We start from the raw sequence: 25,795 nt of genomic DNA, 5'->3' as shown, positions 1-25,795 counted from the left end.
AATTATACTACTATGAAGAAATTATTATTACCTACCTCTATTGTTGGAAGTTTACCCAAACCTGCCTGGCTTGCACCACCCGAAAAACTTTGGTCACCATGGAAATTAGAAGGCGATCAGCTACTTGAAGGAAAACAAGATGCTTTACGCATTTCTCTGCAGGAACAGCAATTGGCAGATTTAGATATCATTTGTGACGGCGAGCAGACGCGCCAGCATTTTGTAACGACTTTTATCGAGCATTTAAGCGGTGTAGATTTTGAAAATCGTAAAACAGTAAAAATCCGTAACCGTTATGACGCGAGTGTTCCAGTGGTGGTAGGTGAGGTTGCACGTCAAAAAGCAGTTTTTGTTGAAGATGCTAAATTTTTACGTAAACAGACTAATAAGCCTATAAAATGGGCATTGCCAGGCCCACTGACGATGGTAGATACCTTGTACGACGACCATTATAAAAGCCGGGAAAAATTGGCGTGGGAATTTGCGAAAGCACTCAATGAAGAAGCAAGAGAACTTCAAGACGCGGGGGTAGATATTATCCAGTTTGATGAACCTGCATTTAATGTGTTCTTTGATGAAGTAAACGATTGGGGAATGGCAGCATTAGAAAGAGCTATTGAAGGTTTACATTGTCAAACTGCGGTTCATATTTGCTATGGTTATGGAATACAGGCAAATACTGATTGGAAAAAGACATTAGGTTCAGAGTGGCGACAATACGAAGAAATTTTTCCGAAAATTCAAAAATCTAAAATTGATGTGGTGTCTTTAGAATGTCACAATTCCAATGTGCCTTTAAATTTAATGGAACTTGTTCGCGGTAAAAAAGTAATGGTAGGTGCCATTGATGTGGCAACCAACACTATTGAAACGCCAGAAGAAGTAGCTGATACCCTGCGTAAAGCTCTTGAGTTTGTAGATGCCGAAAATCTATACCCATCTACAAATTGTGGTATGGCCCCGCTATCTCGAAACATAGCCAGAGGCAAGTTAAATGCCTTAAGCGCAGGAGCAGAAATTATACGCAAAGAACTTGGGATTTAGTCTCAATATATTAATAATGGAGTCCGTGTCTCCACGGAGGAATAATATTTAAAACACATTGAAGAAATTATTAGAAGTATTAAAAAAAGCAGGTTTCGACGGTTTCCTTTTAATGATAGCCACCATGATTTTGATGGCTTATTTTTTACCAAAGCCAGGCATGGTCAAGGAACCTGTTTCGCTGGAGGAGATTGCCAATGCTGGTGTTTCCTTTATTTTCTTGTTTTATGGCATGCGACTGAGTGTTGAGAAACTAAAAGCCGGACTTTCCAACTGGAAAATGCACATTGTCGTTCAGTTGACCACCTTTTTATTTTTTCCGCTCATTGTTTTGGCATTTCGCCCGTTGTTTGTTAATAACGGCTTGGAGCTGCTTTGGCTGGGTGTATTTTTTCTGGCGGCATTGCCCTCCACAGTTTCCTCTTCGGTGGTCATGGTTTCCATCGCCAAGGGAAACATTCCTGCAGCCATTTTCAATGCAAGTATTTCCAGTTTAATCGGAGTAGTCGTTACGCCTCTCTGGGTCGGGCTGTTTATAGCTTCTGCGACAGGGGATTTTGATGTTACTCAAATCGTCATAAAGTTGATTCTTCAAGTCTTGCTGCCCGTCATCATTGGCATAACTCTCAATTCCCGTTTAGGTGCCATTGCTGAAAAATACAAGAAACAGCTCAAATATTTTGATCAGGCAGTGATTCTAACAATTATTTACACGTCGTTTTGCAAGTCATTTTCCGAACATCTTTTTGAAGGCTTTACCGCCCTTGAACTTGTCGGACTCGCTGCAGGGATGATGGCGTTGTTTTTTGCCGTATTCTTTTGTGTCGGACTACTCAGCCGCCTGCTTGGTTTTTCAGATGAAGACCGTATTACTGTCTTATTCTGCGGGTCTAAAAAGTCATTGGTACACGGCACCGTTATGTCAAAAGTGCTTTTTCAGCACAGTACCATCACCGGCATCGTATTGCTGCCGCTCATGCTTTACCATGCCTTGCAATTGATTGGCGCTAGCATCATCGCTCAGGGTATGGCTCGACGAAAAGAGGTGTAATTTTTTTATGACTTTGCCCTTTATCTTTTTTCGATAAAGGGCACTAAGGATAACGCTTCCTGCTATAAAATAACGCCTTTTAGATTTTTATACTGTGAAGATGAATGCTACAGTATTTTTATGTTTTTAACTTGTATAGAATAAGTTTTTTGTATTGTTTTTGGTTATATTTGAAGAATTTTATTCTAATTTAAAAATAAATTAAACCTGTTTAAAGTAATATGCTATGGAACAAATAGACGATATTGATCTTCAGTTATTAAATATACTTCACGATAATTCTAAATACACTGTAAAAGAGCTTGCTAAAATGGTAAATCTTTCGGCATCGCCTGTTTTTGAGCGAATTAAAAGATTGGAAAACAATGGTTATATTAAGAAATATATAGCACTACTTGATGCAGAAAAATTAAACAGGGGATTCATTGTTTTCTGTAATATCAAACTTAAACAGCACGATCGTAATATTGGTCATCAATTTGTTAGTGATATTATGAAAATAGAAGAAGTTGTAGAATGTTATAATATATCAGGTGATTACGATTTTTTAATGAAAGTTTCTGCTAAAGACATGAAGCATTATCAGGATTTTGTGTTTAATAAATTAGGATCAGTTGAAAGTATAGGGAGTACCCAAAGTACTTTTGTTATGTCGGAGATAAAAAATATGTATGGATAGTTCAGTTCTGCGAGCAACGATAGTGAGGAAATTATTTCCGTACCCGTTCCTAATTATTAATAAAAACGATTCTGTCGCATCTATGACTAAGTTTTATCTTTGGTTTTTCAAAACTAATAAAAAATGAATACTAAAGGTCATTTTTATCCAAAATATGTAATCCTTCAGGCAGTGTATTTTAAATTAAGATTTACACTTAGCTATCGTGACGTTGAAGAAGTAATGAAGATTAGGGGTGTGATTGTTGATCATTCCACGATCCAACGTTGGGTTTATAAGTTTACGCTTTTCATTGAGGCAGAGATTAAGAAGAGAAAAGGCAGAGTGGGGACGAGTTGGAGAATGGATGAGACGTATATCAAAGTAAAAGGTATTTGGCGTTATTTATATCGGGCTGTTGATAAATTAGGCAATACGGTTGAATTTCTTTTGACCAGAAAAAGACAAAGAATGAGTGCTCAGTCATTTCTAATTAAAGCAATTAGTAATAACTACAAGCCACGAGTAATAAACATTGACAAAAGCGGTTCTAATACAGCAGCGATCAAAGTATATAACAAACTTTCATTCTCAAAGATTAAAATCCGGCAATGTAAATATCTTAACAATGTTGTCGAACAGGACCATCGTTTTATCAAGTGGCGCATACAAAACGGATTATGCTTTAAAAGTTTTGAATCTGCAAAGAGAACTCTAAGCGGAATTGAAGTTGTGCATATGCTAAGAAAGAATCAAATGGTTGGATCAGGGATATCTATGTTTAAATTATTCTGTAAATTGGCAGGCTGATTTTTAAATCACTTAAAGTCTTCTATTTGATTCTGACAGATGCGACAGAACCAAAATAAATCTTTATAAGTAAATTCAAATTATAATAGTATTCTAATCAAAATTTATTGATGATAAATTCTGTTGATAGGACGTTGTTACTATTGTGGTATAATTTCAGATTTTACTAAGGAACTAACCCCTACAGTATTTTTATTTTACAAAGGGAATAAAAGTTTTTATATAATTATTATTTATTTAGAGAATCCATTTGATCAGAATATAATTAAGATATTAAATTTGGAGTAGTTTCGAACTTCCGCCGCTCTCTGGAGTTTTCCATTTTGACGAAATTGAAGCGAAATTTATCGATCTACAAATCTGAGAAATCTATATTTCTGAAGCTTTATATTTTTTCTCGAGCAGGAATAAGGCCCAAAGCTGTTGGCATAAGAATTAATGAACTAAAAAATGTAAAGAGGGATCGGAACCAAATACGTCCGAGGTCGCTTTTAACTTTCCACATTATTTAATTACATCCTATAAGTATGTCTATCACAAATGAAATTAAGATAAGACTTGATTATAAAAACTATTATTAAAAAAAATAGATGAATTTATGACTATCATAAATCCATCTATTTATCAAGATGTTTAATTAGTGCATCAAACACTATCACGAGAACCGTTGCATGTATATGCTAAACAAGAACAAGAGGTGGTAGTTTACATCCGTTTATCTGAGTCAATTGCGACTCTCTAAATTTTATTTTAGAAGTATTGCTAATCCCAGCATGAAATCTGTGGACAAGTTTTCTCTTTCTCTGGAGGATAATTTCCACCTTTAATCTGAGACATTTGTGCATCTTGAAGTTTTGTTATCGCCTCTTTGTTAAGAGTTAATCCTTTTGTTAATTTGATTTTCATTTTAGGAACTTTCATTTTATTAAAATTAGTAATTATTAAATGAATCATAGTTTTTAGACTTTAACTTTTATCGGTCTCCAACCCTAGGCCTAGGATATAATTTAAAAATCGTTTCAGATTTGTAAGTAAATATAACTATTTTTATAGTTCACTAATAAAAAACTTATAGTTTATTTTGTATTTCTTGATTTCCTGATTTTTTTGATTGTGCATAGATATTTTTAATACCAAAAAAATAAGGTGATGGAACCCTAAAAGATCTGGAATCGTAATAATTATTATATTCAGCCATAATTATACCAGCTTTATTATTTGCTCATTTGCAAAAATTTGCAAGAAAAAAGCTATAGTAATATGCGTTTAAGGACGGCTAAGCTCTGAACTGTACTATTTAAGTTGTTGAAATAATAGGAATTAATTTTTTGAATTCGAATGTGCCACGATGTTGCCACAAAACAGATACAGGTTATATCGTTAAAAATCGCATAACTTCTTTATGATAGATAGGTAGTCCTAATCCTTATATACAATAGGACCAAAAATGATACTATAAACTATAATTTAAAAACCTTAAAAAATCAAAGTTCAAATTGTTCTCGAAATTTAAAAGCGCTATTCCAATTCCAACAATACCATGACCAAAAGATAACTGTGCATTACTATCAAATCTATTAAATGTCGGATCAAATCCTGCCCACTGGTTGTTATTTACATTGTATTCTTTTGTTCGATTATACCAATAATCTATTGAAATATCCAAAATATGACTATTGCAATTTTTTTTAAATAAACTTAAAAGAGACGCAATTCCTAAGTTGCCATATAATAAACTTGCGTCAGTGATCTTTTTCTCGTTATCCCTGTACATGCAAGAGTTTAATAGAATATCGACACCTATATTTACATATTCAGGTAAATCACATATTTTTCCGACTTTGTAAAATCCATAAGCAACTCCTAAATCACCATAAACTGTTCCAAAAGAAAAAGATCTATCAGCAGTATTTTTTTCTGTGGAAAAGGGAAAAAGTGCTTTTCCTTTTTCTTCTTTAAAGTAAACAATATATCGCATTGCTTTTTGTATTAAATCAAGAACCCGCTGGGTTTTAAAACCTAATTGGAATAGTTTAACTAAATGATCTACAATTCCCATAACTCCATGTTTAATACCTAATTCAATTAAATACTCATTATCCCTTTTAATATTTGATTTCCAATAGATGCCATTGCTATCAGGATGTTCAAATGATAATTCTTCTATTTTTTCTAAGCCTTTTGAAAATAAATAAATGTATTTATCATTGAGAGTTTGTTGCTTAAAAATAAAGTAATTTGAAAACTGTAATGCTCCAAAGGCAGGACTCAATTGGTCTTTTTCTAGATTATCTAACAGGTAACTTTCCAGGATAGAATCGTAAGCATCAAAGTAGGGTAAAGTAACTTCATTATCCAAAACACCTTTTTCAATATAAAAGTCTAATAAATTTCCGATTTCAAGTATGTCATTGACAATATTTGGGCCTGAATAATTCTCATCTAGGCCATTAATTGATTTTTCCAGATAATGCAGACAATTGTCAAGTTCAAATTGTTGATTTTGTTTTTTTTCATATTTATAGTAATAAAATAGTGAAACTCCTGCCAAGCCATTTGTTACTCCCATAGAAGTAAAATTTTCTATATTTTTTTTAATTGAATCTTCTATTTCAACAATGATATTATTTTCCATACCGAAGCTTATTTTAATTCCCTAATTCTATTTGATTTTTTATAAGATTGTAGTAATCGCTTTTATTTTCTATTAATTCTGTTTTAGATCCTGTCTCTGAAATGCCTCCATTTTTCAAAACGATTATTTGATCAGAATTCTTTACTCAATTTGTGAGCAATTATCGCAACTGTTCTACCTTTAAAGAAATCGAGTAAATGTAATGTATAATTCTTTTATTCTCTTTATCAAAGGCTGAAGTTGCTTCATCAAAGAAAACATAATGAGGACTTTTATAAAATGCGCGCGCAATTAATATTCGCTTTGTTTATCCTCCAGACAGTCTGCTTCCTAATGTTTCCATATTATTCTTATATCTTAGAGAGAAGACTACTGTATATTCTTCAACTTAAGCTGGCAGAAAATGTTTGAGATCCGATTTTTTGAGCTGCCTCTTCAATATCTGGTATTGATAACTTCTTCTTTATTAATATGATATTCTTTTCTCAAACAATTAATTGTGATATCTATACCGTAGTAATTAGAGATTATTACTAAGAATGAAGGCTGGGAGTCAATTGCATCATATTGTCTGATAAGTTGCATCGATAACTAAATTTGTATTGTACTTACTAATTCCTATTTCCTTTTTATATTTTTTTTCTAAAATTCCATATAATATAAGTTCATGAAGTCTTGGATTTGATGGTATAAATCTATTAACATGCATGTGGATATAGCTCCATACTAAATCAGGAAGTTTTTCTTTTAATTTTTTATCAAACTTGATCGTTTTTAGTTCCTCTATTCTTTTTGAATAAATAACTTTAAGATTTGATGGAGGATTATTAAATAATAGCTGAATCTCTTTTTCGTGCTTTCTGAATTTTAAATCAACTTCTTTTTTTATTGATTTTTCTGAGCCGTGTTCGATCCAGAAACTATCAAACATTTTTTGCATTAACTTATATTTGTCTTCAAGATTTATATCAAAAGCAGTAAAGAAATCATCTATCGATTTTAAAATAAAAAACCAAGTTTTTACACTTTTCACATCTTTCAAATTGCTTAAAAGATCAATCGTAAATTTACTATCAATAAAAAATATAGTTTCGGAGTTTTCAATATTTTTCCAATAATATCTTTCTAGTTCTCTTTTGTAAGTAGATAAATCTAATTTCCAAATTTTATTACCTTGCTCTAACTCACTAATTTTTGAATAAATTTCTTTGGAAACATCATTATATTTAGACATATCAGTTAGATGAAACCTTACTCTTAAATGGAAATCAGGATCGGTATATCGCAGGAAAAACCATTTATCAATTACATTATCTGCCAATAGATTAGTAGTTATTTTAGAAATTGTATCTAAAAGTATTTGATCTGCCGTAACTCTGCCTGTATATATTTTAAAATATATCCATTCGCTTCCATAAATAAAATTTCTTTTAATCTCATCGTCTTTAAATGATTCAAATTCAGATCTGGTAATTTTATTTTCATTAGATTTTGTTTTAAAAACACTAATAAACTCATTAGCAAACTCATTTTCATGATCCATATCATAGATACACTCTGTTATTCGAATAATTTTAGATTTCTCAATTTCATTGAAAAATATTTTGAGAAGATTTACATTTTCCTTATCGATAATCATTTTATCCTCCTTATTATTTGTAATGTAAAAGAACTGGGGTACGTTTAGAAAATCTAAGTGATGTTTTAGATTTTCAAGTTTCTTGAAGTTATGGATTTTTATAAGCCAGGTTGCTTTCTGTAATATTAAATGCTCGCCAAAAATTAAACGCGGCATATAATTTAATCCTGCAGTAGAAAATCCGCCATAATTAATTGACAAATTTGTTACTCTTTCCTGAGTTTGAAGATCACAAAGAAATTGATAAATTGGTAATGAATTATAATGATAATTTTGCGCTGATGTTAGGAACGGTAGAATCTCTTTATTCTGTTTTTTGGATCTTAAAAAGATCTTATTTTGACGAAGACTTACCACAAGGTCATTTGCATCAATGGTATATGAATTATTAGATGTCTTGGAAATTATACTGAGCTCTGCATCTCTGTTTACTTTACGAATCAAAATATTCCCAGCCCTATTGGCTGGAAGGTGCATAATTTCAGCAGTGATTTTATCTTCAAATACAGATTTTTCAAAATCTGTTATTTTATTCATTAGCGTCATAATTTCAGGATCATTATTACTAAATCTTCCTATTAGCTGAGAAGCGCTTACACCACCGGAATGTTTTAAAAATATTTGATCATTTACATAAGAATAGGTTACCGAAAAGGTACCGTCTGGCATTTTTTCACTGCTTGCAAACATATCGAGATTTTCTTTTTCTAGATCAACAACCTTCTCATTTTTCATTAATACATTTAACCAAAAATTGTAAATAGCGGGTTCTATTTTAATATCTTTAACCTTTATTGGCTGACCTGGAATGAACATATCGTCAATTAAATCAGAGAAAATAGCATCTTCTTTGCGATTAGTGTTATACCCAATCCCTAATTCATTATCTAAAAGCTCTAACAATGGAACTTCCTGATTTTCGTATCTATTATAAAAGTTCTTTTTAAAATCTTCGAAATGGGAAGGTAATTTGATAGTGGTATGAGATAATTTGGTTAAAATAGTTAATAGCTTATATAATCTTTTATCCATTTTTTTCTCATCGTAAAGGCTGCTTACGTTTCTTCTTAAATTAGAATTAATAACATATTTTTCTTCAAATTGCACCCCAATCTTATTTAGTTCAGCATAAATGTTTTTGTATTTTGCTACAGAATTATATAGGTCAAGATCAAGTTCTTTTATTTTTTTATTAACTTCATTAAGGCTATAAAAAATACCACTTAAATGTTCATTGCTATTGATTTTAGTTTTATGATTTTCATAAAAAGAAATAATCTGTTCTAATGAATTTTCTGTATTTAAAACAACTTCAAAACAACTTAAATAAATTTTTGAATCCAATAGTTGATTTATATATAATTCTACTTCTTCTTCTGTAACTTCTTGAACTGAATTTAAAATAATCTTTTTTATATCATCATAGTAGAGTTCACTTTTATCCGCAGCGAGTAGTAATTCTATTAATTCATCCCATTCAATAGAAGAAAGTGTATAAGAAAGCTCATTAGAATCAAATTTTGGTTCAATATATCGGTAGTGATTTCCAATTCTGTAAATCGTATTATTTTTTCTATATGTTGTTATTTTTCTTATTGTCTCATTTTTATTTAGATATTCTATCAATTTAGACAGATAATCCATGTCTATATTTGTAAATCTAGTAAACTCATTTTTACAATTCTCATTAGTACTAATTGAATATGTAGAAAATAAACCGAAAGGAACTGTATTTGAGAATGATCTTAAATAATATTTTAAGATCGATTCGTTCATCTTTCCTCTCTCTTTTTCTCCATTAACTATTTTTCCCCATTCAGCATGAAGTGAAGGTGAAGAGAGATAGACTGCTTCTGAAAAAATTTTATGACGGTATAAATTATCAATGAATTCGCTTAAAGCTAAAGACTCATAGGGAATTTTCTTAAAATCTGAGAGAGGAAAAATGGGAACTCTAAGAATTTTGTCAGATAATAAAGTCGTATTTTTCATAATTATTTACTTAAATTATAATTGTTTTTTATTGTATTCTCGTTAGATAATTTCATTACATCATTTGTCAAAGCAGGATTTTCTATTCTTTTTACCTATTTTTTTTCTGTATCATGAATTACAATTCCCGATTCCGTAGAGTGATACGCATAAGGAATATGATGCTCGGTTAACCAAAATCCAGAGAAATTGAGCTAATCGGCTTTTGATGCATATGCTAAAATGCCTCCTATAGCATTCATAGAATTTGGCTTGTCTCTTCCCAAATTAAGAACCCCTAATTTTATACTTTTCATAATAATAGTATTTTTGACCACCCTAAAGATTGTGATTCTTCAAACTCTAATAATGCTAATGCTGTCGCCGGCAGATTATTGATAAAGTCTAAGGGATTCTCTTCAACTGTGTTTTTACTTAAAAAAAATAATGTTTCATCATACCAAAATTTACTAGCATGGTAATATCTGTCATCATTTGTCTTTTGGTACAAATAATTGTACATCTGAAGTACTCCTGAACTACCAAAAAAAAATCTGTGATCCCAAACCATCGTATCATCTTTGTGCCTTTTACCCAAACTTTCCAGTGCAATCATGTCGGCTAATTTGAGTGCTTCCTGAGTTACATGTTTTTCTTTAATTGAATATATAAGTGTCGAAAAATTTACATCACAATTTGACCATGCTAGTACAGCCCTAAAATTCAATTCTCCATCATAAATTTCATTTTTATGAATACTTCTAGGGAGAAAGTATTTTTTTTTATTAATTTCTACCTTATTACTATTAATAATTGTTATAAGTTTTTGTAATAATTTTGCGATCATTATATCACATCTGGTATCTTCTATTTCATCAAGAACCTTAACTATTGCACATATACCGTGAGCATAACCAATATGAACTCCTTCCAGATAATTTGTTTCATTGTAAAACGTAAATTCATTATTTTTTTCAAATTCGTTATATAGTATTCCAACCAGATCATTAACATGCTGTTTGTCTTTAGCAAAATTGAGATAGAATAAAATGCCAAAGGGTCCTCCCATAAAATCATAGTTTCTATTTTCAATCAATTTTAATGCATCTGCGAAAACAATCTCATTAATCACTTTAATTTGATCTTCAAAATCTGCATCTATAATATTACCCTCTGTCAATAAATATAAAATATAGCCTAAACCACTTAGTCCATTCTGTAATGAAGAATCAAACAGCAGGCTAGAATCTTGAGTTTCTATATTTTTTAATATTAATTCTAAATTAATTGAGATTTTATCCAGAATATCTTCTTTTCCAAAGTGTTTATACAGACAATAGTAATAATAAATTAATCCCGCCTTTCCATTCAAAAGCCCATCTGATTCAAAAAACTCACTACTTTGTAAGTCAATCTCTTTTACTATTTTTTTTGCTCCTTCCATATTGTTTAATTTCATCTTATAAGTATGCCTATTCACAAATAAAATTAAGATAAAACTTCATTGTCAAAACTCTATTAAAAAAACAGATGAATTTATGATTTAAATAAATCCATCTATTTGTCAATATAATCATTTTAGTAAATTTCATTTTATTAATTAATTCAAGTTGCTAGTTAATTGCTTTATTTAATTGGAGTCCAAAGACAAACAAAGTCAGTTTTATTAGAAATCCTTCTAAGGTTATAGCATGTATGGTTCTCGGGAACATTTTTTTAATGTCACTTATTGTAGTTTCTACTCTTTTTCTCATTTTTAATTTCTCTTTTTTTTTGTTCTAAAGTATCAATTCTTTTGGAATTTGATTTTCGTTGAATTTTTAAAAAAAGGCAATATTTCTCAAATGCTGTATCTTCTAAAACATAATCTAAATAGGCACTGTCGCCGTAAATGGAGGCTTCAGCAGGTAATTTATTGATCATTTTTCCAAGAGCTTTCGCATCGGCTGTTCTTCCTGGAGTAAAATGAAAAGCTATCGGAGTTCCATCTTTTGCGGTGAGTAATTGCACTTTAACACCATAGAAATAATTTCGCATGCTAGCGGTATAACCTCTCCATTTTTTGTACTTAAGAATCTTGCAATTTGCAATGCGCATATTCTTACATACAGCAACTGGAAATGAATCTATGATATAGTGCATTTCACAACAGAAATCTTTAAAATAAGAACTTACAATCTCAAATAGCTCATATAAAAGTTCTCTTATTTTATGTAATCGCCTGTTGAATCTACTTTTATCTAGCATATTGGCAATAAATCCATACGGCTTGATAAATTGTAATGCCGACGTCTGATTACCATAAAAACTTGTAGATGAAACAATCGCTGTTATAATAATTTCGCTATCACTAACTTGTGTTCGAACATCTTCTGGGTGATTAATTCCTTGTAAAATATGATCTATTAAACAAAAAAATCATATAATTTTGTCTTTACAAAGCAGAGGTGCAGTTTATTGGTTCGCAAAACAAATTTACTAAACCTCTGCTTTGTTTTTTTATATCATTATGAACTAGCAACTTGAATTAATTATTAAATGAAGCATAGTTTTTAGGCTTTAACTTTTATTTGGTCACGAACCCCACGCCTAGGATATAATTTAAAAATCTTTTAGGATTTGTAAGTAAATATAGCTTTTTTTTTAAGTTGACTAAAAAAAACTTATTTTGTATTTCTTGATTTCCTGATTTTCGTGATCGTGCATAGATATTTTTGTTGCGAAAAGAGTGAGATGATGAATATATAAAGTGTCGAAATTAAGCTTCTTAGAAGTTTATTTTGCTTAATTTCTATTTTTCAAAAAAAAATATATTCGATAGACTAACTAATATTTATGCTTAATTTTTACTGTTCTGTCGCATCTATGACTAAGTTTTATCTTTGGTTTTTCAAAACTAATAAAAAATGAATACTAAAGGTCATTGTTATCCAAAATATGTAATCCTTCAGGCAGTGTATTTTAAATTAAGATTTACACTTAGCTATCGTGACGTTGAGGAAATAATGAAGATTAGGGGGGGATTGTGGATCATGCAACCATTCAGCGTTGGGTATATAAGTTTGCACCTTTACTTGAGGCAGAGATGAAGAAGAGAAAAGGCAGAGTGGGGACGAGTTAGAGATTAGATGAGACTTATATCAAAGTAAAAGGTATTTGGTGTTATTTATATAGAGCAGTAGATAGGTCTGGTAATACAGTTGATTTCTTATTAACTAAGAGAAGGCAGAGGATGAGTGCCTAGTCATTTCTAATTAAAGCAATTAGTAATAACTGTAGTCCAGGAGTAATAAACATCGATAAAAGCGGTTCTAATACTGCCGCGATCAAAGTCTATAACAAACGTTCGTTCTCAAAGATTAAAATCCGGCAGTGTAAATATCTCAACAATATTGTAGAGCAGGACCATCGTTTTATAAAATGGCGTATCCAAAATGGACTAGGTTTTAAAAGTTTTGAATCGGCCAAACGAACATTGAGCGGAATTGAAATTGTACATATGCTAAGAAAGAATCAGATGGTTAGGCCAGGATTATCTATGTTTAAATCATTCTGTAAACTGGTGAGCTAATTTTTAAATTACTTAAATTCTTATATTTGATTCTCGCAGATGCGACAGAACCTTTTAAATACTATAACGGTTAATTACCAATCAATCTTAAACTATTTTGATAATAGAAGTACTAATGCTTCTGCAGATTCATTCAATGCTAAAGTAAAAGCGTTCAGAAGTCAATTTAGAGGTGTGCGTAAAGTAGATTTCTTCTTATTCAGATTATCTAATCTTTTTGCCTAATCCCCAAACTTTGCGTTTGATCCAAGATTTGCGTTTGATCCTCTATTTATTTGATAAACAGCGAATTAGAACGTAAAAAAAACGGGACAAAAGATGATTTTCATCTTTTGTCCCGTAGAGTGACCTCGACTGGATTCAAACCAGTAACCTCTTGAGCCGTAATCAAGTGCGCTATTCAGTTGCGCCACGAGGCCTTTTTGTCATCAATTAGCTAATTTTTCGTAGCTTTGTTGATTGCTTATTGCGGGTGCAAAGATAGACATAAATGTGACATAAACAAGCATAAAATAACATAAAAATAAAAAAAAATGAAGATTGAAAATTATATACGTGATATTCAAGGTTTTCCAAAAAAAGAAATTTTGTTTAAAGACATCACTCCGTTGCTAAATGATCCAATTGCAACAAAAGAATGCGTTAAGATCTTAATAGAATCTTTAAAAGGGCAAAAAATAGATAAAGTAGTAGGAGCAGAGAGTCGTGGCTTTTTCTTTGGGATATTATTGGCGCAGGAATTAAATGTAGGTTTTGTCCCGGTTCGAAAACCTAAAAAGTTACCGTATGAAACCATTTCCGCTACTTACGAACTAGAATACGGTACAGATAGCTTAGAAATCCACACAGATGCAATAAAAAAAGGAGACAGGGTTTTGATCCATGATGATGTTTTGGCAACAGGAGGGACCGCTAAAGCAGTTTGTGAGTTGGTCGAAAAATTAGGCGGTGTAATTGTTCAATGTAATTTTTTAATGGAGCTCGGTTTTTTAAACGGAAGAGAAAAAATTAAAGAGCATCCTATTTTTGCAGCAATCACTTATTAGGATAAAACAACAATAAAAAAATCCCAATGCCGAAATATTTCAGCATTGGGATTTTATATTTTACTCCAACTAGTTTTATCTCAAACTGGCTCCAAGCTCTGTCTCAAAAGTATTTTGTAGTTTCGACATGATTTTATCAATTTGAGCGTCTGTAAGCGTTTTTGTATTGTCCTGAATGGTGAAACTCAAAGCATACGATTTTTTGCCCTCAGGAAGCTTGCTACCTTCGTAAACGTCAAATAGGTTAACATCTTTCAAAAGTGATTTCTCAGTTTGCTTAGCAAGGTTGAAAATGCTTTCGTAAGTAGTACTCTTATCAATCAATAAAGCTAAATCTCTACGAACTTCAGGATATTTAGGAATTTCAGAATATTTGATTTTTCCTGTAATGATTTTTAGTACTAAATCCCAGTTGAAATCAGCAAAATAAACATCTTGTTTGATTCCGAAATGTTTTAAAATCGATTTCTTAACCACACCCATTTCTACCAATGTGTCATTGTTGTAGCAAATAGCAGTTCCTTCTGAGAAAATATCAGATTGTACAGGAGCATTCGAAATTTTATCAATTCCCAAACGAGCCAGAATTCCTTTTACATATCCTTTTAATAAAAAGAAATCAGTAGTTTTTTGCGGATTGGTCCAGCTTTCTTTGTTTCTGTTTCCGGAGATCAATAAAGTCAAATGTTTGTGCTCTTCGTATCCGTTTAGATATTTATGGTATGATTTTCCGAATTCGAATAATTTTAAATCAGAATTTTTTCTGTTAATGTTATACGAGATCGCTTCTAAACCAGAGAACAATAAAGATTGACGCATAGTAGATAAATCACTACTTAACGGATTCAGCATCGTAACATTATGCTCTTCTTTTAAAGCAGTTGATAATTTAGCATAAGCAGCTGTTGTCAAAGAATTGGCCATCATTTCATGAAATCCCTGAGAATTCAATTGTGATGCTATTACATTTTGTACTTTATAATCTTCTGTTCTTGGCGAATTAGAAACCGTTGCATTGAATTTTTTAGAGAAATTGATATTGTTATATCCGTACACTCTTAAAATTTCTTCGATTACATCTATTTCACGTTGCACGTCTACACGGTATGCAGGAATTGTCAATCCTAAACCGGAATCAGAAACGCTGTTTACTTTTATATCTAAAGAAACCAGAATTTTTTTGATTGTATCTTTTGGAATTTCCTGTCCGATAATTTTAGAAACATGGCTAAAATTCAATAAAACAGAGAAATCTTCTATTTTTTTAGGATAAACCTCTACAACATCAGAAGTGATTTTTCCGCCTGCAACTTCCAATATTAAAAGGGCTGCACGTTTCAAAGCATATTCTGTAATCGTTGGGTCAATTCCTCTTTCAAATCTAAAAGAAGCATCCGTATTCAATTGATGTCTTTTCGCTGTTTTACGAACACTTACAGCATCAAAATAAGCACTTTCTAAGAATATAGTAGTGGTTCCATCTGATACTCCTGATTTTTTTCCTCCAAAAACTCCCGCAATACAAAGCGGACCTTTTTCATCGCAAATCATTAAATCTTCTTTATGCAATGTTCTTTCAACATCGTCCAAAGTAACAAATTTAGTACCTTCAGGAAGTGTTTTTACAATGATTTTTCCGTTAATTTTTGCCGCATCAAAAGCATGCAAAGGCTGTCCTAATTCATGTAAAACATAATTAGTAACATCGACAATATTATTTTTTGGAGTTAATCCAATTGCTTTTAAACGATCTTGTAACCAGGCCGGAGATTCCTGAACGGAAATTCCTGAAATAGTTACACCGCAGTATCTTGGAGCCAAAAGAGGTTCTTCGACATTCACGTCAATTTTTAAGGTACGCATGTCTACTCTAAAATTACTCACAGATGGCGTGATCAATTCTACGTTTACACCACGTTGCAGCATTCCTGCTCTTAAATCACGTGCAGTTCCAAGATGACTCATGGCATCGGCACGATTTGGAGTTAAACCAATTTCGAATACTTCGTCATTTGCAACCTGAAAAACGTCTGCAGCCGGTGTTCCCGGTACTAATTTTTCATCCAGAATCATAATTCCGTCATGGCTTGTACCTAAACCAAGTTCATCTTCGGCACAAATCATTCCGTGGCTTTCCTGTCCGCGAATTTTTCCTTTTTTAATAGTGAATTCAGCACCATCTTTATCATATAAAACTGTTCCTATAGTAGCTACAGGAACTTTTTGTCCTGCCGCAACATTCGCTGCACCACAAACAATTTGTATAGGAGCTTCTAAACCAATATTTACAGTTGTAATGTTTAATCTATCCGCATCAGGGTGCTTTTCGCAAGTAAGTACGTGTCCTACAACCACTCCTTCTAAACCGCCTTTAACTGATTGGTATTTTTCGACAACTTCTACTTCAAGACCTAAATCTGTAAGTAATTCTGAAGTTTGTTCAGATGTCCAGTCTGTTTTAATAAATTGTTTTAACCAGTTGTAAGATATTTTCATGTTAACTTTTTTATTCTTGTATAAGGATACAAATATAAGGATTGCGCGTGGTAGTAAGAAACAATTTATTTGGTTTTTTCGAGCTGTTTTTATTTTATACAAAACTTATTGTTATTGAGGAGTTTGTATTTTTAATGCTAATATTTTGATAATTAAATATTAAAAGTTAGTTATAAAAACGAATGTGTAATTTTTGTGCTACTAGATGAATGAAAAGTGCTATTCTGTTTCAATTTATGAAAGTAAATTTGAAATGAATCAAAAACTTTTTATTATGAGTAATATAGCACAAAGACCTGAATTTAAGGCAAAATATGATAATTATATCAACGGAAAATTTACTGCTCCGGTAAAAGGAGAGTATTTTGATGTTCTTTCTCCTATTGATGGAAAAGTATTTACCAAAGCCGCACATTCAGGTAAAGAAGATTTAGAATTGGCCGTTGATGCAGCCTACGAAGCGTTTAAAACATGGGGAAAAACCTCGGTTACCGAAAGAAGTATTCTGCTAAATAAAATAGCACAAAAGATAGAAGACAATCTGGAGTATATCGCGACTGTTGAAACCATTGATAACGGGAAACCAATTCGTGAAACACTGGCAGCAGATATTCCGTTGGCAATAGATCACTTTCGATATTTTGCAGGCGTAATTCGTGCCGAAGAAAGCTCTATCGCAGAACTGGATTCTCAAACGGTTTCGATTGCTTTAAGTGAACCATTAGGAGTTGTTGCTCAGATTATTCCGTGGAATTTCCCTATTTTAATGGCGGTTTGGAAAATCGCTCCGGCACTCGCAGCAGGAAATACTATTGTTTTGAAACCTGCAGAAAGTACGCCGATTTCTATTTTAGTTCTTATGGAATTAATAGGTGATATTCTTCCTCCGGGAGTTTTAAATATCGTAAACGGTTTTGGAGCTGAGCTTGGTCGTCCTTTGGTTACAAATAAAAAAGTGGCTAAAGCAGCATTTACAGGATCAACTACTACAGGACGTTTGGTAATGCAATATGCTACCGAAAATATTATTCCGGTAACCTTAGAATTAGGAGGTAAATCTCCAAATATCTTCTTTCCATCAGTAGCAGATCACGATGATGATTTCTTCGACAAAGCGATCGAAGGTGCTGTATTATTTGCTTTAAATCAAGGCGAAATCTGTACTTGTCCTTCAAGATTACTGATTCATGAAGATATTTATGACAAGTTTATTGCTAAAGTAATTGAAAGAACTGAGGCTATTATTGCCGGAAATCCGCTGGATAAGTCAACTATGATTGGCGCTCAGACCTCATTGGTACAGAAAGAAAAAATCATGTCTTATATAAAATTAGGTAAAGAAGAAGGAGCCGAGCTTTTGACAGGAGGAGACGAAAATCATTTAGGGGGAGATCTTGAAGGCGGTTATTATATCAAGCCAACTTTATTTAAAGGAAACAATAAAATGAGAATTTTCCAGGAAGAAATTTTTGGACCAGTTCTGGCAGTTACGACTTTTAAAACGACTGAAGAAGCTATTGAAATTGCGAATGACACCATGTACGGTTTGGGGGCCGGAGTATGGACACGTGATGCACATGAAATTTATCAGGTGCCAAGAGCAATTCAGTCAGGTCGTGTCTGGATCAATCAATATCATTCATATCCTGCCGGAGCGCCTTTTGGAGGCTATAAACAATCCGGAATTGGCCGTGAAAATCATAAAATGATGTTAGGACAATATCGTCAAACCAAAAATATGCTGATTTCTTATGATAAAAAGAAATTAGGCTTTTTTTAATTTGTTATTATGTTGGTTTAAAAAGGTAAGTTTCTGGCTTACCTTTTTTTGTAAATTTAATTTAAAAGAAAAAGATTATGATAAAGAGACTCGACGCCACAGATCAAGCCATTGAACTGATTAATATTCTAAAAGAAAAACACGGCGATTTGATGTTTTATCAGGCCGGAGGCTGTTGCGAAGGAACGCAGCCACAATGTTTTGAAAAAGGCGGATATTATCAGCGAATGGGGGATGTTTGTATAGGAACTATAGAAGACACAGAATTTTGGGTAGATAAAGATTTATTCGAATATTGGAAACATGCCCATTTTACCCTAAAAGTAATCGACGCTTTTGGTGTAGGGGGTTTTTCGCTAGAAACTCCTTTGAAAAAAACATTTCAAATCGAATATAGAATTTTTACAGAAGAAGAAGAGAAAGATTTGGAACCGGTTAGTTTTATAGAATAAGTTCTAAGTTGCTAAGATTCTAAGGTTCTGAGTTTTTCCGTCTCTACGGTAAGAATGCTTTGGAGATTTTTTATTTTTCAGAGTAACATAAAATGAGAGAGTAAGGCAAAAAAAAAACTTAGAACCTTAGCGACTTAGAGTCTCAGCATCTTTAATTAACATACAACAACTGATATTGCTTAGGCGTAATTCCCTCGTGTTTTTTAAACAATCGGATAAAGTAATTAGCATCTTCAAAACCGGATAAATAGCAAACTTCGTTAATTTGAATGCCGGGATTTCTTAGTAGTTTTTTGGCGTGTTTTATTTTTTCATTCAAAACATATTCAATCGGGCTCATGCCTAATTCCCGTTTGAAAAAGCGATAAAAAGAAGCTGTACTCATACAGGCTTTTTCGCTCAGGCTTTTCAAATTTATATTTTCTTTTAAATTAAGCCTGATAAACTCGGTAACTTCAAAAATTGGATTGTTTGAAGAAACCGAAATTCCCTGATCAATTGATTTTGCTGTTTGCGTTTGTATAATTCTAATTAATAATTCCTGTAAAGTCAAGTCGGCCAGAGCATCTTTTGTCATTGAGGTACCCATGCACTCTTTAATCAATTTGTTGATTGTAAGGGCAAGATCTATATTGTTATAAAAGAAATAGTTTTGATAATTTAATTGCCAATAACTATCGCTGCCTTCTTTAGGATAATGTTCGTTTAGAAAATTTAAGGTATGATTTATTTTAGCCTTGTCGATTGCGAGTGCCAGACATTGCGTTGGATTTTCTCTCGAAGCTTCAGGAAAATCAATTTTCATTTCCACATTCGACGGAATAACGACTGTTTCTCCCGGCAGATAATCAAATCCGGGCTCATCAAAAAGATGCATGATCTTTTTTCCTCTCAGCATACTGGTCACCACAAAATCGTTAAATTTTAGTGGTACTAATTGAGAAGATTCGTAGGTTTCAAAAATATTTAACTCACAATGATTTAATGTGTAAACGGTCCTGTTTTCAACAAGTGTTTTCAATGATTTTTCATTCGATAAATGCGGAGGATTTATTAAAGCACGTTGGTTATTCATTGTGATTAAATTTTGAAGCAAGACTTTAAATTTAATAAAAAAAATGAATAGAAACCTTAGATTTAACGTTTAATTAAATCAGTTCTTCAACATGTTTTTTAATATTTTCTGCAATTTTTTTGGTAGGCAGATCATTTTCGTCGTCACCAAACGGATCTTCAATTTCCTCTGCAATAAGCTCTAAACTCGCCAGTACATAAAAAATAAAAACAACAACCGGAGCAACAAAATATCCCAGACTAATCGAGTAACCAAAAGGTAATGTCATGGTATAAAAGAAAATGAATTTCTTTATGAAAGCACTGTAAGAGTAAGGAATAGGCGTGTTTTTTATTCTTTCGCAGGCACCGCATATATCCGTAAAAGATTGTAATTCTTCGTTTAAAATAATGAGTTGTTCTCCGGTAATTTTTTTAGAATCATACAAATCATTGATCTTATGAAACATCATTCTTTTTACCTGATTAGGTTTGTGTTTATGATGGTCAATTTCTAAATCTACATCATCAAAAAGCTGCTTACTAGTTTCAGTATCATGAAGATGTCTGTGCAAAATTGAAGCATAAGTAGGAATGAATTTTCTGAAGAATTTTCGATCACTTTCATCTTTCAGCATTGCCGATAGTTTAATAGCAAGATTACGGCTATTGTTGACCAGGCCTCCCCATAATTTTCGCCCTTCCCACCAGCGGTCGTAAGCGGTATTGGTTCTAAAAACAAGCAGTAACGAAATTACAAAACCTAACATTCCGTGCATGATGGGAATGTTATGGATGTAATCGTTTTTACCTACTTTAAAATAGGCGATTTCAAGATACGCAATTACAGAAGAATAAATTCCGATAGCGATCATTATCGGAAACAGTTTTCTTGCTGTATCTGATTTATGAACATGGAAAATAAAAGTAAACCAGTCCTTGGTATTATATGAGATCATTTAAGTTTGTTTTGAAACAAATTTAATCTAAAAATTAATATTTCCTGCTAATTCTTTCAGGGCAATTTCAGATAATTTAGCCTCATATTGTGCGTTGCTGTAACGTACTTTTGCATTCACATAATTCAACTGAGCTGTTCTGAAATCAAGAGTTGTTATGGTTCCGATTCTGAATTTATCAAGCGTAATATCTAAGTTTTGCTTTGCAATAGCCTGATTATCTTCTTCAAGATCAATTAATTCCAAGTTGGTTAGATACGTTTGAAAAGCCGTACTCAATTGCGTATTCAAAATCATGTTTTGCTGCTCTATGGCAATTTGAGAATTTTCGATTTGCAATTTGGCTACTTTTTCATTTCTATGCTGATTCAATCCATCAAAAATATTCAGTGAAGCATTAAAACCGTATGTAAAACCTTTTGAAGAGTTTTCGCTTGTAAATCCAAGACTTGACTGGCTTTCAGAAAAATTATAACCTGACGTTAAATTTACGGTCGGGTATCGGCTTGCTTTTACTTGTTTAAGTTGTAATTCTGCAATACGTTTATTGATAACCTGCGCTTCTAAAGCCGGATTTTGTTTTTTTGCAAGATCCATTAAATCTATCAATACCAGTTTGTTATCTACGGTAACCAAATCAGTTACTGTAAAATCAATTTGGGGATCACGTGCTAAATACTGATTCAGTAAAATTTTGGCATTTTTATACGACTCTTTTTGCCTTAATAAAGCAACCTGATCTGTGTTTAAATCAACCTGCGCGTTTAAAACTTCTAATTTTGAAGCTTTACCAATCGTGAAACGGTTTTGTGCCAATTGAACTCTTTGTTTAGAAATTACAATTGTAGTATCTAAAGCCGATAACTGATGCTGTTGCTGTACTAAATCATAATAAGCTGAATTTACCTGACCAATTTTCATTAAAACCGTTCTTTTTAATTCGGCATCGCCTAATTTTTGAAGCTCTTTTAGCTGATCGTATCTGGCAAACATTCTCATTCCGTCAAAAACAGTCCAGCCTAAACTAACCCCATACGTTAAACTGTTGTTTTTTGCATTATTTAATGTAGTTGATGTTCCGTCCTGACGTACCTGCGTAGAGTTTGTAACGCTGTTATTGTCTACAATATTAGCTGTTGCAGTTGGCAGGATACCTGCATTTCCAACGGTAACGTTTGTTTCGCTTATGGTTGAATTATTTTTAGCAATCTTAATTTCAAAGTTATTTTCTAAAGCTATTTTCATAGCATCTTCGATAGTCAGGATTTCCTGTGCGCTGCTTTTTGCTGCACAAAACAAAAATAAAACGAGACTTATTAATGTTATTTTAGTTTTCATATGATGAATGGTTAGCTGCGAATAACACTTTAAAACGAAATTCACAGCTTCTATATTATTTCAAATTTTAATATCTATTTATGGCTCTCTCTTTCGTATTCTTCGATATGATCAAATTCCGGATAATGTTTTCTGGCTTTAGACCACATCAAATAAATAGCCGGAATTACAAAAAGTGTCAATGCTAATGAGAAAATAGTTCCTCCCACAATTACAACTCCCATCCCGATTCTACTGGTAGAAGCTGCTCCAAGGGACATTGCAATTGGTAATGCTCCTAAGGCAATGGCCAAACTTGTCATTAAAATTGGGCGTAAACGTGCTTCTGATGCTTCAAGAATGGCTTCCATTTTTGGTTTTCCCTGTTCTCGCAGCTGATTGGCAAATTCTACAATCAAAATACCATTTTTAGTTACCAGACCAATAAGCATTACGGTACCAATCTGACTGAATATATTCCAGGTTTGATTGAATAACCATAAGGAGAATAAAGCTCCTGCAACGGCCATTGGCACAGTCAAAATAATAATCAACGGATCGATAAAACTCTCGAATTGTGCGGCAAGAATCAAAAAGATTAATAACAAAGCCAGTCCAAAAGCAAAAGAAGTATTCGAACTGCTTTCGACAAAATCTCGCGATTCTCCACTTAAATCGGTGGTAAAACTCTGGTCTAGAACTTTAGCTTTAATTCTATCCATTTCTTCGATACCATCGCTGATACTTTTGCCTGGCGCCAAACCTGCAGAAACTGTTGCCGACATGTATCTGTTATTATGATACAATTGTGGCGGGTTACTTTGCTCTTCGACTTTTACGACATTATCCATCTGAATCAATTGACCGGATTTGTTTCGAACAAACATCGAAGTTAAATCCAATGGTTTCGAACGGTCTTTTTGATCAAACTGGCCAATTACCTGATATTGTTTTCCGTTTTTAATGAAATATCCAAAACGTTGTCCGCTTAAAGAAAGCTGCAAAGTCTGAGCGATATCCATAATTGATATACCTAAACTTTCGGCCTTTTCACGATCGATACTTACGTTGATTTCAGGTTTGTTGAATTTTAAATTCACATCCGAAGTCGAGAAAACATCACTTTTACCTACTTCACTCATGAAAACAGGAATTTTTTCTCTCAGTTTTTCAAAATTTGGAGCCTGAATAATGTACTGAATCGGAAGTCCTCCACGTCGGTTTACGGCAATTGTAGGCTGCTGAATTACAGATGTTTTAGCATCCGGGTATTTTTTAGTCCATTTGGTTAATTGATCTGCAATATCTTTTTGAGACTTGGTTCTTTCATCAGGTTCTTTCAACGAAAGCCTGATAAATCCTGAATTTGTTGCAGAACCTCCGGAACCTCCTGCAGTAATGACTAAACTTACTTTTTTCTCCGATATAGAATCATCAACCAATCTCGACATTTCCTGCATAAAACGGTTGGTGTAGTCATAAGATGAACCTTCCGGAGTAGTCATACGCATGGTTACAGAACTACGGTCATCATAAGGAGCGGTTTCTTTTGGAAGTATGGTAAAGAATAAATAAATCAATCCAAAACAAGCAATAAGAATAGGGAAGGAGATCCATTTTTTTTCCATGAATCGGCCTAATGATGCTGCATACCCGCTATTTAGTTTTTCGAAAAAAGGTTCGGTTTTTATGTAGAATTTTGATTTTTTCTGTTCTCCGCCTTTCATCAAATAAGCATTCAGCATTGGTGTTAATGTCAAGGACACAAAAGCTGAGATTAAAACCGCGGCTCCAATAACAACCCCAAATTCCCGAAAGAGTCGGCCTACGAAACCTTCTAAGAAAATTACAGGTAAAAATACTGCAGCAAGTGTAACGGAAATCGAGATTACGGCATAGAAAATTTCATTAGAACCTTTGATAGCCGCTTCGATTGGCGACATTCCTTCTTCGACTTTTTTGAAGATATTTTCGGTTACTACAATTCCGTCATCAACCACCAGACCAGTTGCTAATACAATTGCCAATAAGGTTAATACGTTGATAGAAAACCCGAACAACCACATGATAAAAAACGTAGCAATTAAAGATACCGGAATATCAATTAAAGGCCTGAATGCAATGGCCCAATCTCTAAAAAACAAGTAGATAATGATGATTACCAGAATAATCGAAATCCCTAAAGTTTCAGCCACTTCAAGTACCGATTTTTTTACGAAAAGTGTGTTGTCAAGCGCTATATTTAGTTTGATATCCTTTGGAAGATCCTTTTTTAAAGCGTTATATTTTTTATAAAATTCTTTCGAAATATCCAGGTAATTGGCTCCCGGCATTGGTACAATGGCCATACCAATCATTGGAAGACCGGAGGATGTCAAAGAAGTTTCGATATTTTCCGGTCCTAATTCAGCACCTCCAACATCGCTCAAACGAACAATTTTATCTCCGTCTGTTCGAATAATAATATCGTTAAATTCTTCTGGTTTAGAAAGATTTCCAATGGTCTTTACAGTCAGTTCTGTATTGTTTCCGGTTAATTTTCCAGAAGGCAATTCTACATTTTGTGCGTTTAAGGCATTTCGAACATCCGAAACCGTACAATTATAAGCGTTTAATTTTATCGGATCAATCCACAAACGCATGGCATAACGTTTTTGCCCCCAAATTTGAACACCACTCACTCCGGGAATTGTTTCTAAACGCTGTGAAATAACATTTTCGGCATAATCGCTTAATTCCAATGAGCTTCTGCTGTCACTTTGAACGGTCATCGAAATAATAGATTCGCTATCAGCATCGGCTTTAGAAACTACCGGCGGTGCATCAATATCCTGAGGTAAACTTCGAACAGCTTGCGAAACTTTGTCACGAACATCGTTTGCGGCTTCTTCAAGATTTTTATCCAGATTAAATTCGATGGTAATATTACTGCTTCCCTGATTACTGGATGATGTGATGTTTCGAATCCCATCAATTGCATTTACTGCTTTTTCAAGAGGTTCTGTAATTTGTGATTCTATGATATCAGAATTGGCTCCTGTATAATTGGTTCTAATGGAAACCTGTGCAGGGTCGATCGAAGGAAATTCCCGAACACCCAAAAATGTATAACCAATAAAACCGAATAGAATAATCAGAAGATTCAGTACAATGGTTAAAACAGGTCTTTTTATACTAATAGTAGATAAACTCATTTGAGATTTTGGATTTTAGAGTTCAGATTTTAGATTTTAGAAAATAGAATAAAGAAAATAGCAATAAGACTTGAAGCTTAAAACCTATAACTCAGATCTAACTCATAACCCATAACTCT

18 protein-coding genes, 1 tRNA gene and 1 pseudogene are annotated in these 25,795 nt (G+C 32.9%); 9 read left to right on the top strand and 11 right to left on the bottom strand.

The window, feature by feature from the left end:
• The first annotated feature begins 12 nt into the window (after nt 1-12).
• The 4 genes from GIY83_RS08730 to GIY83_RS08715 all read left to right on the top strand — a co-directional run bounded on the left by GIY83_RS08730 (nt 13) and on the right by GIY83_RS08715 (nt 3,563).
• Nucleotides 13-1,044: a methionine synthase gene (locus tag GIY83_RS08730; protein ID WP_208686327.1), complete on the top strand. Its 1,032-nt coding sequence runs from the start codon at nt 13-15 to the stop codon at nt 1,042-1,044.
• 58 nt (nt 1,045-1,102) lie between these two features.
• Entirely contained in the window at nt 1,103-2,095 is a 993-nt protein-coding gene (locus tag GIY83_RS08725) for a bile acid:sodium symporter family protein (RefSeq protein ID WP_208686325.1), read from the top strand.
• A gap of 226 nt (nt 2,096-2,321) precedes the next feature.
• Nucleotides 2,322-2,774, top strand: coding sequence for an Lrp/AsnC family transcriptional regulator (locus GIY83_RS08720; protein WP_194614707.1), 453 nt, complete (start codon nt 2,322-2,324; stop codon nt 2,772-2,774).
• A gap of 123 nt (nt 2,775-2,897) precedes the next feature.
• Nucleotides 2,898-3,563, top strand: coding sequence for an IS6 family transposase (locus tag GIY83_RS08715; protein WP_208686323.1), 666 nt, complete (start codon nt 2,898-2,900; stop codon nt 3,561-3,563).
• A 762-nt stretch (nt 3,564-4,325) separates the two neighbouring features.
• On the opposite strand, the gene GIY83_RS08710 is transcribed toward GIY83_RS08715, so the two are convergent.
• The 5 genes from GIY83_RS08710 to GIY83_RS08690 all read right to left on the bottom strand — a co-directional run bounded on the left by GIY83_RS08710 (nt 4,326) and on the right by GIY83_RS08690 (nt 12,133).
• Nucleotides 4,326-4,517 carry a class I lanthipeptide gene (locus tag GIY83_RS08710; RefSeq protein ID WP_208686321.1) on the bottom strand — a complete coding sequence of 64 codons (192 nt, stop codon included), beginning with the start codon at nt 4,515-4,517 and terminating at the stop codon, nt 4,326-4,328.
• Between the two features lie 499 nt (nt 4,518-5,016).
• Nucleotides 5,017-6,198: a lanthionine synthetase LanC family protein gene (locus tag GIY83_RS08705; RefSeq protein ID WP_208686319.1), complete on the bottom strand. Its 1,182-nt coding sequence runs from the start codon at nt 6,196-6,198 to the stop codon at nt 5,017-5,019.
• A gap of 562 nt (nt 6,199-6,760) precedes the next feature.
• Nucleotides 6,761-9,829, bottom strand: a complete 3,069-nt coding sequence (locus tag GIY83_RS08700; protein WP_208686317.1) for a lantibiotic dehydratase — start codon at nt 9,827-9,829, stop codon at nt 6,761-6,763.
• A 292-nt stretch (nt 9,830-10,121) separates the two neighbouring features.
• Nucleotides 10,122-11,252: a lanthionine synthetase LanC family protein gene (locus tag GIY83_RS08695; RefSeq protein ID WP_208686314.1), complete on the bottom strand. Its 1,131-nt coding sequence runs from the start codon at nt 11,250-11,252 to the stop codon at nt 10,122-10,124.
• Between the two features lie 278 nt (nt 11,253-11,530).
• A complete protein-coding gene (locus GIY83_RS08690) occupies nt 11,531-12,133 on the bottom strand; it encodes a transposase (RefSeq protein WP_229029318.1) in 603 nt (200 codons plus the stop codon).
• Nucleotides 12,134-12,714: 581 nt separating this feature from the next.
• Between GIY83_RS08690 and GIY83_RS08685 the strand changes: the two are divergent.
• Together GIY83_RS08685 and GIY83_RS08680 are read left to right on the top strand one after the other, a co-directional pair.
• A pseudogene (locus GIY83_RS08685) lies at nt 12,715-13,379 on the top strand (IS6 family transposase).
• Between the two features lie 39 nt (nt 13,380-13,418).
• Complete coding sequence (locus GIY83_RS08680; RefSeq protein ID WP_208686312.1) at nt 13,419-13,604, top strand: transposase; 186 nt, start codon at nt 13,419-13,421, stop codon at nt 13,602-13,604.
• Nucleotides 13,605-13,724: 120 nt separating this feature from the next.
• Here GIY83_RS08680 and GIY83_RS08675 read toward each other — a convergent pair.
• A tRNA-Arg gene (locus GIY83_RS08675) sits at nt 13,725-13,798 on the bottom strand.
• 114 nt (nt 13,799-13,912) lie between these two features.
• Here GIY83_RS08675 and GIY83_RS08670 point away from each other — a divergent pair.
• The gene (locus GIY83_RS08670; RefSeq protein ID WP_208686309.1) at nt 13,913-14,425 is read left to right on the top strand and encodes an adenine phosphoribosyltransferase; all 513 of its coding nucleotides are present in this window, start codon (nt 13,913-13,915) and stop codon (nt 14,423-14,425) included.
• Between the two features lie 75 nt (nt 14,426-14,500).
• On the opposite strand, the gene pheT is transcribed toward GIY83_RS08670, so the two are convergent.
• Complete coding sequence (gene pheT, locus GIY83_RS08665; RefSeq protein ID WP_208686307.1) at nt 14,501-16,921, bottom strand: phenylalanine--tRNA ligase subunit beta; 2,421 nt, start codon at nt 16,919-16,921, stop codon at nt 14,501-14,503.
• A 274-nt stretch (nt 16,922-17,195) separates the two neighbouring features.
• Between pheT and GIY83_RS08660 the strand changes: the two genes are divergently transcribed.
• Nucleotides 17,196-18,701, top strand: coding sequence for an aldehyde dehydrogenase family protein (locus GIY83_RS08660; protein WP_208686305.1), 1,506 nt, complete (start codon nt 17,196-17,198; stop codon nt 18,699-18,701).
• 77 nt (nt 18,702-18,778) lie between these two features.
• Nucleotides 18,779-19,153 carry a DUF779 domain-containing protein gene (locus GIY83_RS08655; RefSeq protein ID WP_208686303.1) on the top strand — a complete coding sequence of 125 codons (375 nt, stop codon included), beginning with the start codon at nt 18,779-18,781 and terminating at the stop codon, nt 19,151-19,153.
• A 151-nt stretch (nt 19,154-19,304) separates the two neighbouring features.
• Here GIY83_RS08655 and GIY83_RS08650 read toward each other — a convergent pair whose 3' ends face one another.
• From GIY83_RS08650 to GIY83_RS08635, 4 genes are all read right to left on the bottom strand, one after another.
• Nucleotides 19,305-20,228, bottom strand: coding sequence for a helix-turn-helix domain-containing protein (locus GIY83_RS08650; RefSeq protein ID WP_208686301.1), 924 nt, complete (start codon nt 20,226-20,228; stop codon nt 19,305-19,307).
• 73 nt (nt 20,229-20,301) lie between these two features.
• Complete coding sequence (locus GIY83_RS08645; RefSeq protein WP_194614697.1) at nt 20,302-21,165, bottom strand: bestrophin family protein; 864 nt, start codon at nt 21,163-21,165, stop codon at nt 20,302-20,304.
• A 27-nt stretch (nt 21,166-21,192) separates the two neighbouring features.
• The gene (locus GIY83_RS08640; protein WP_194614696.1) at nt 21,193-22,503 is read right to left on the bottom strand and encodes a TolC family protein; all 1,311 of its coding nucleotides are present in this window, start codon (nt 22,501-22,503) and stop codon (nt 21,193-21,195) included.
• A 74-nt stretch (nt 22,504-22,577) separates the two neighbouring features.
• Nucleotides 22,578-25,676 (bottom strand): efflux RND transporter permease subunit, encoded by a 3,099-nt coding sequence (locus GIY83_RS08635; protein ID WP_208686299.1) that lies wholly within the window; start codon nt 25,674-25,676, stop codon nt 22,578-22,580.
• Nucleotides 25,677-25,795 lie beyond the last annotated feature (119 nt).

The organism is Flavobacterium sp. SLB02 (genome assembly GCF_009664855.1).
Taxonomy (GTDB): domain Bacteria; phylum Bacteroidota; class Bacteroidia; order Flavobacteriales; family Flavobacteriaceae; genus Flavobacterium.
This window is presented reverse-complemented; position numbering and strand designations above follow the sequence as displayed.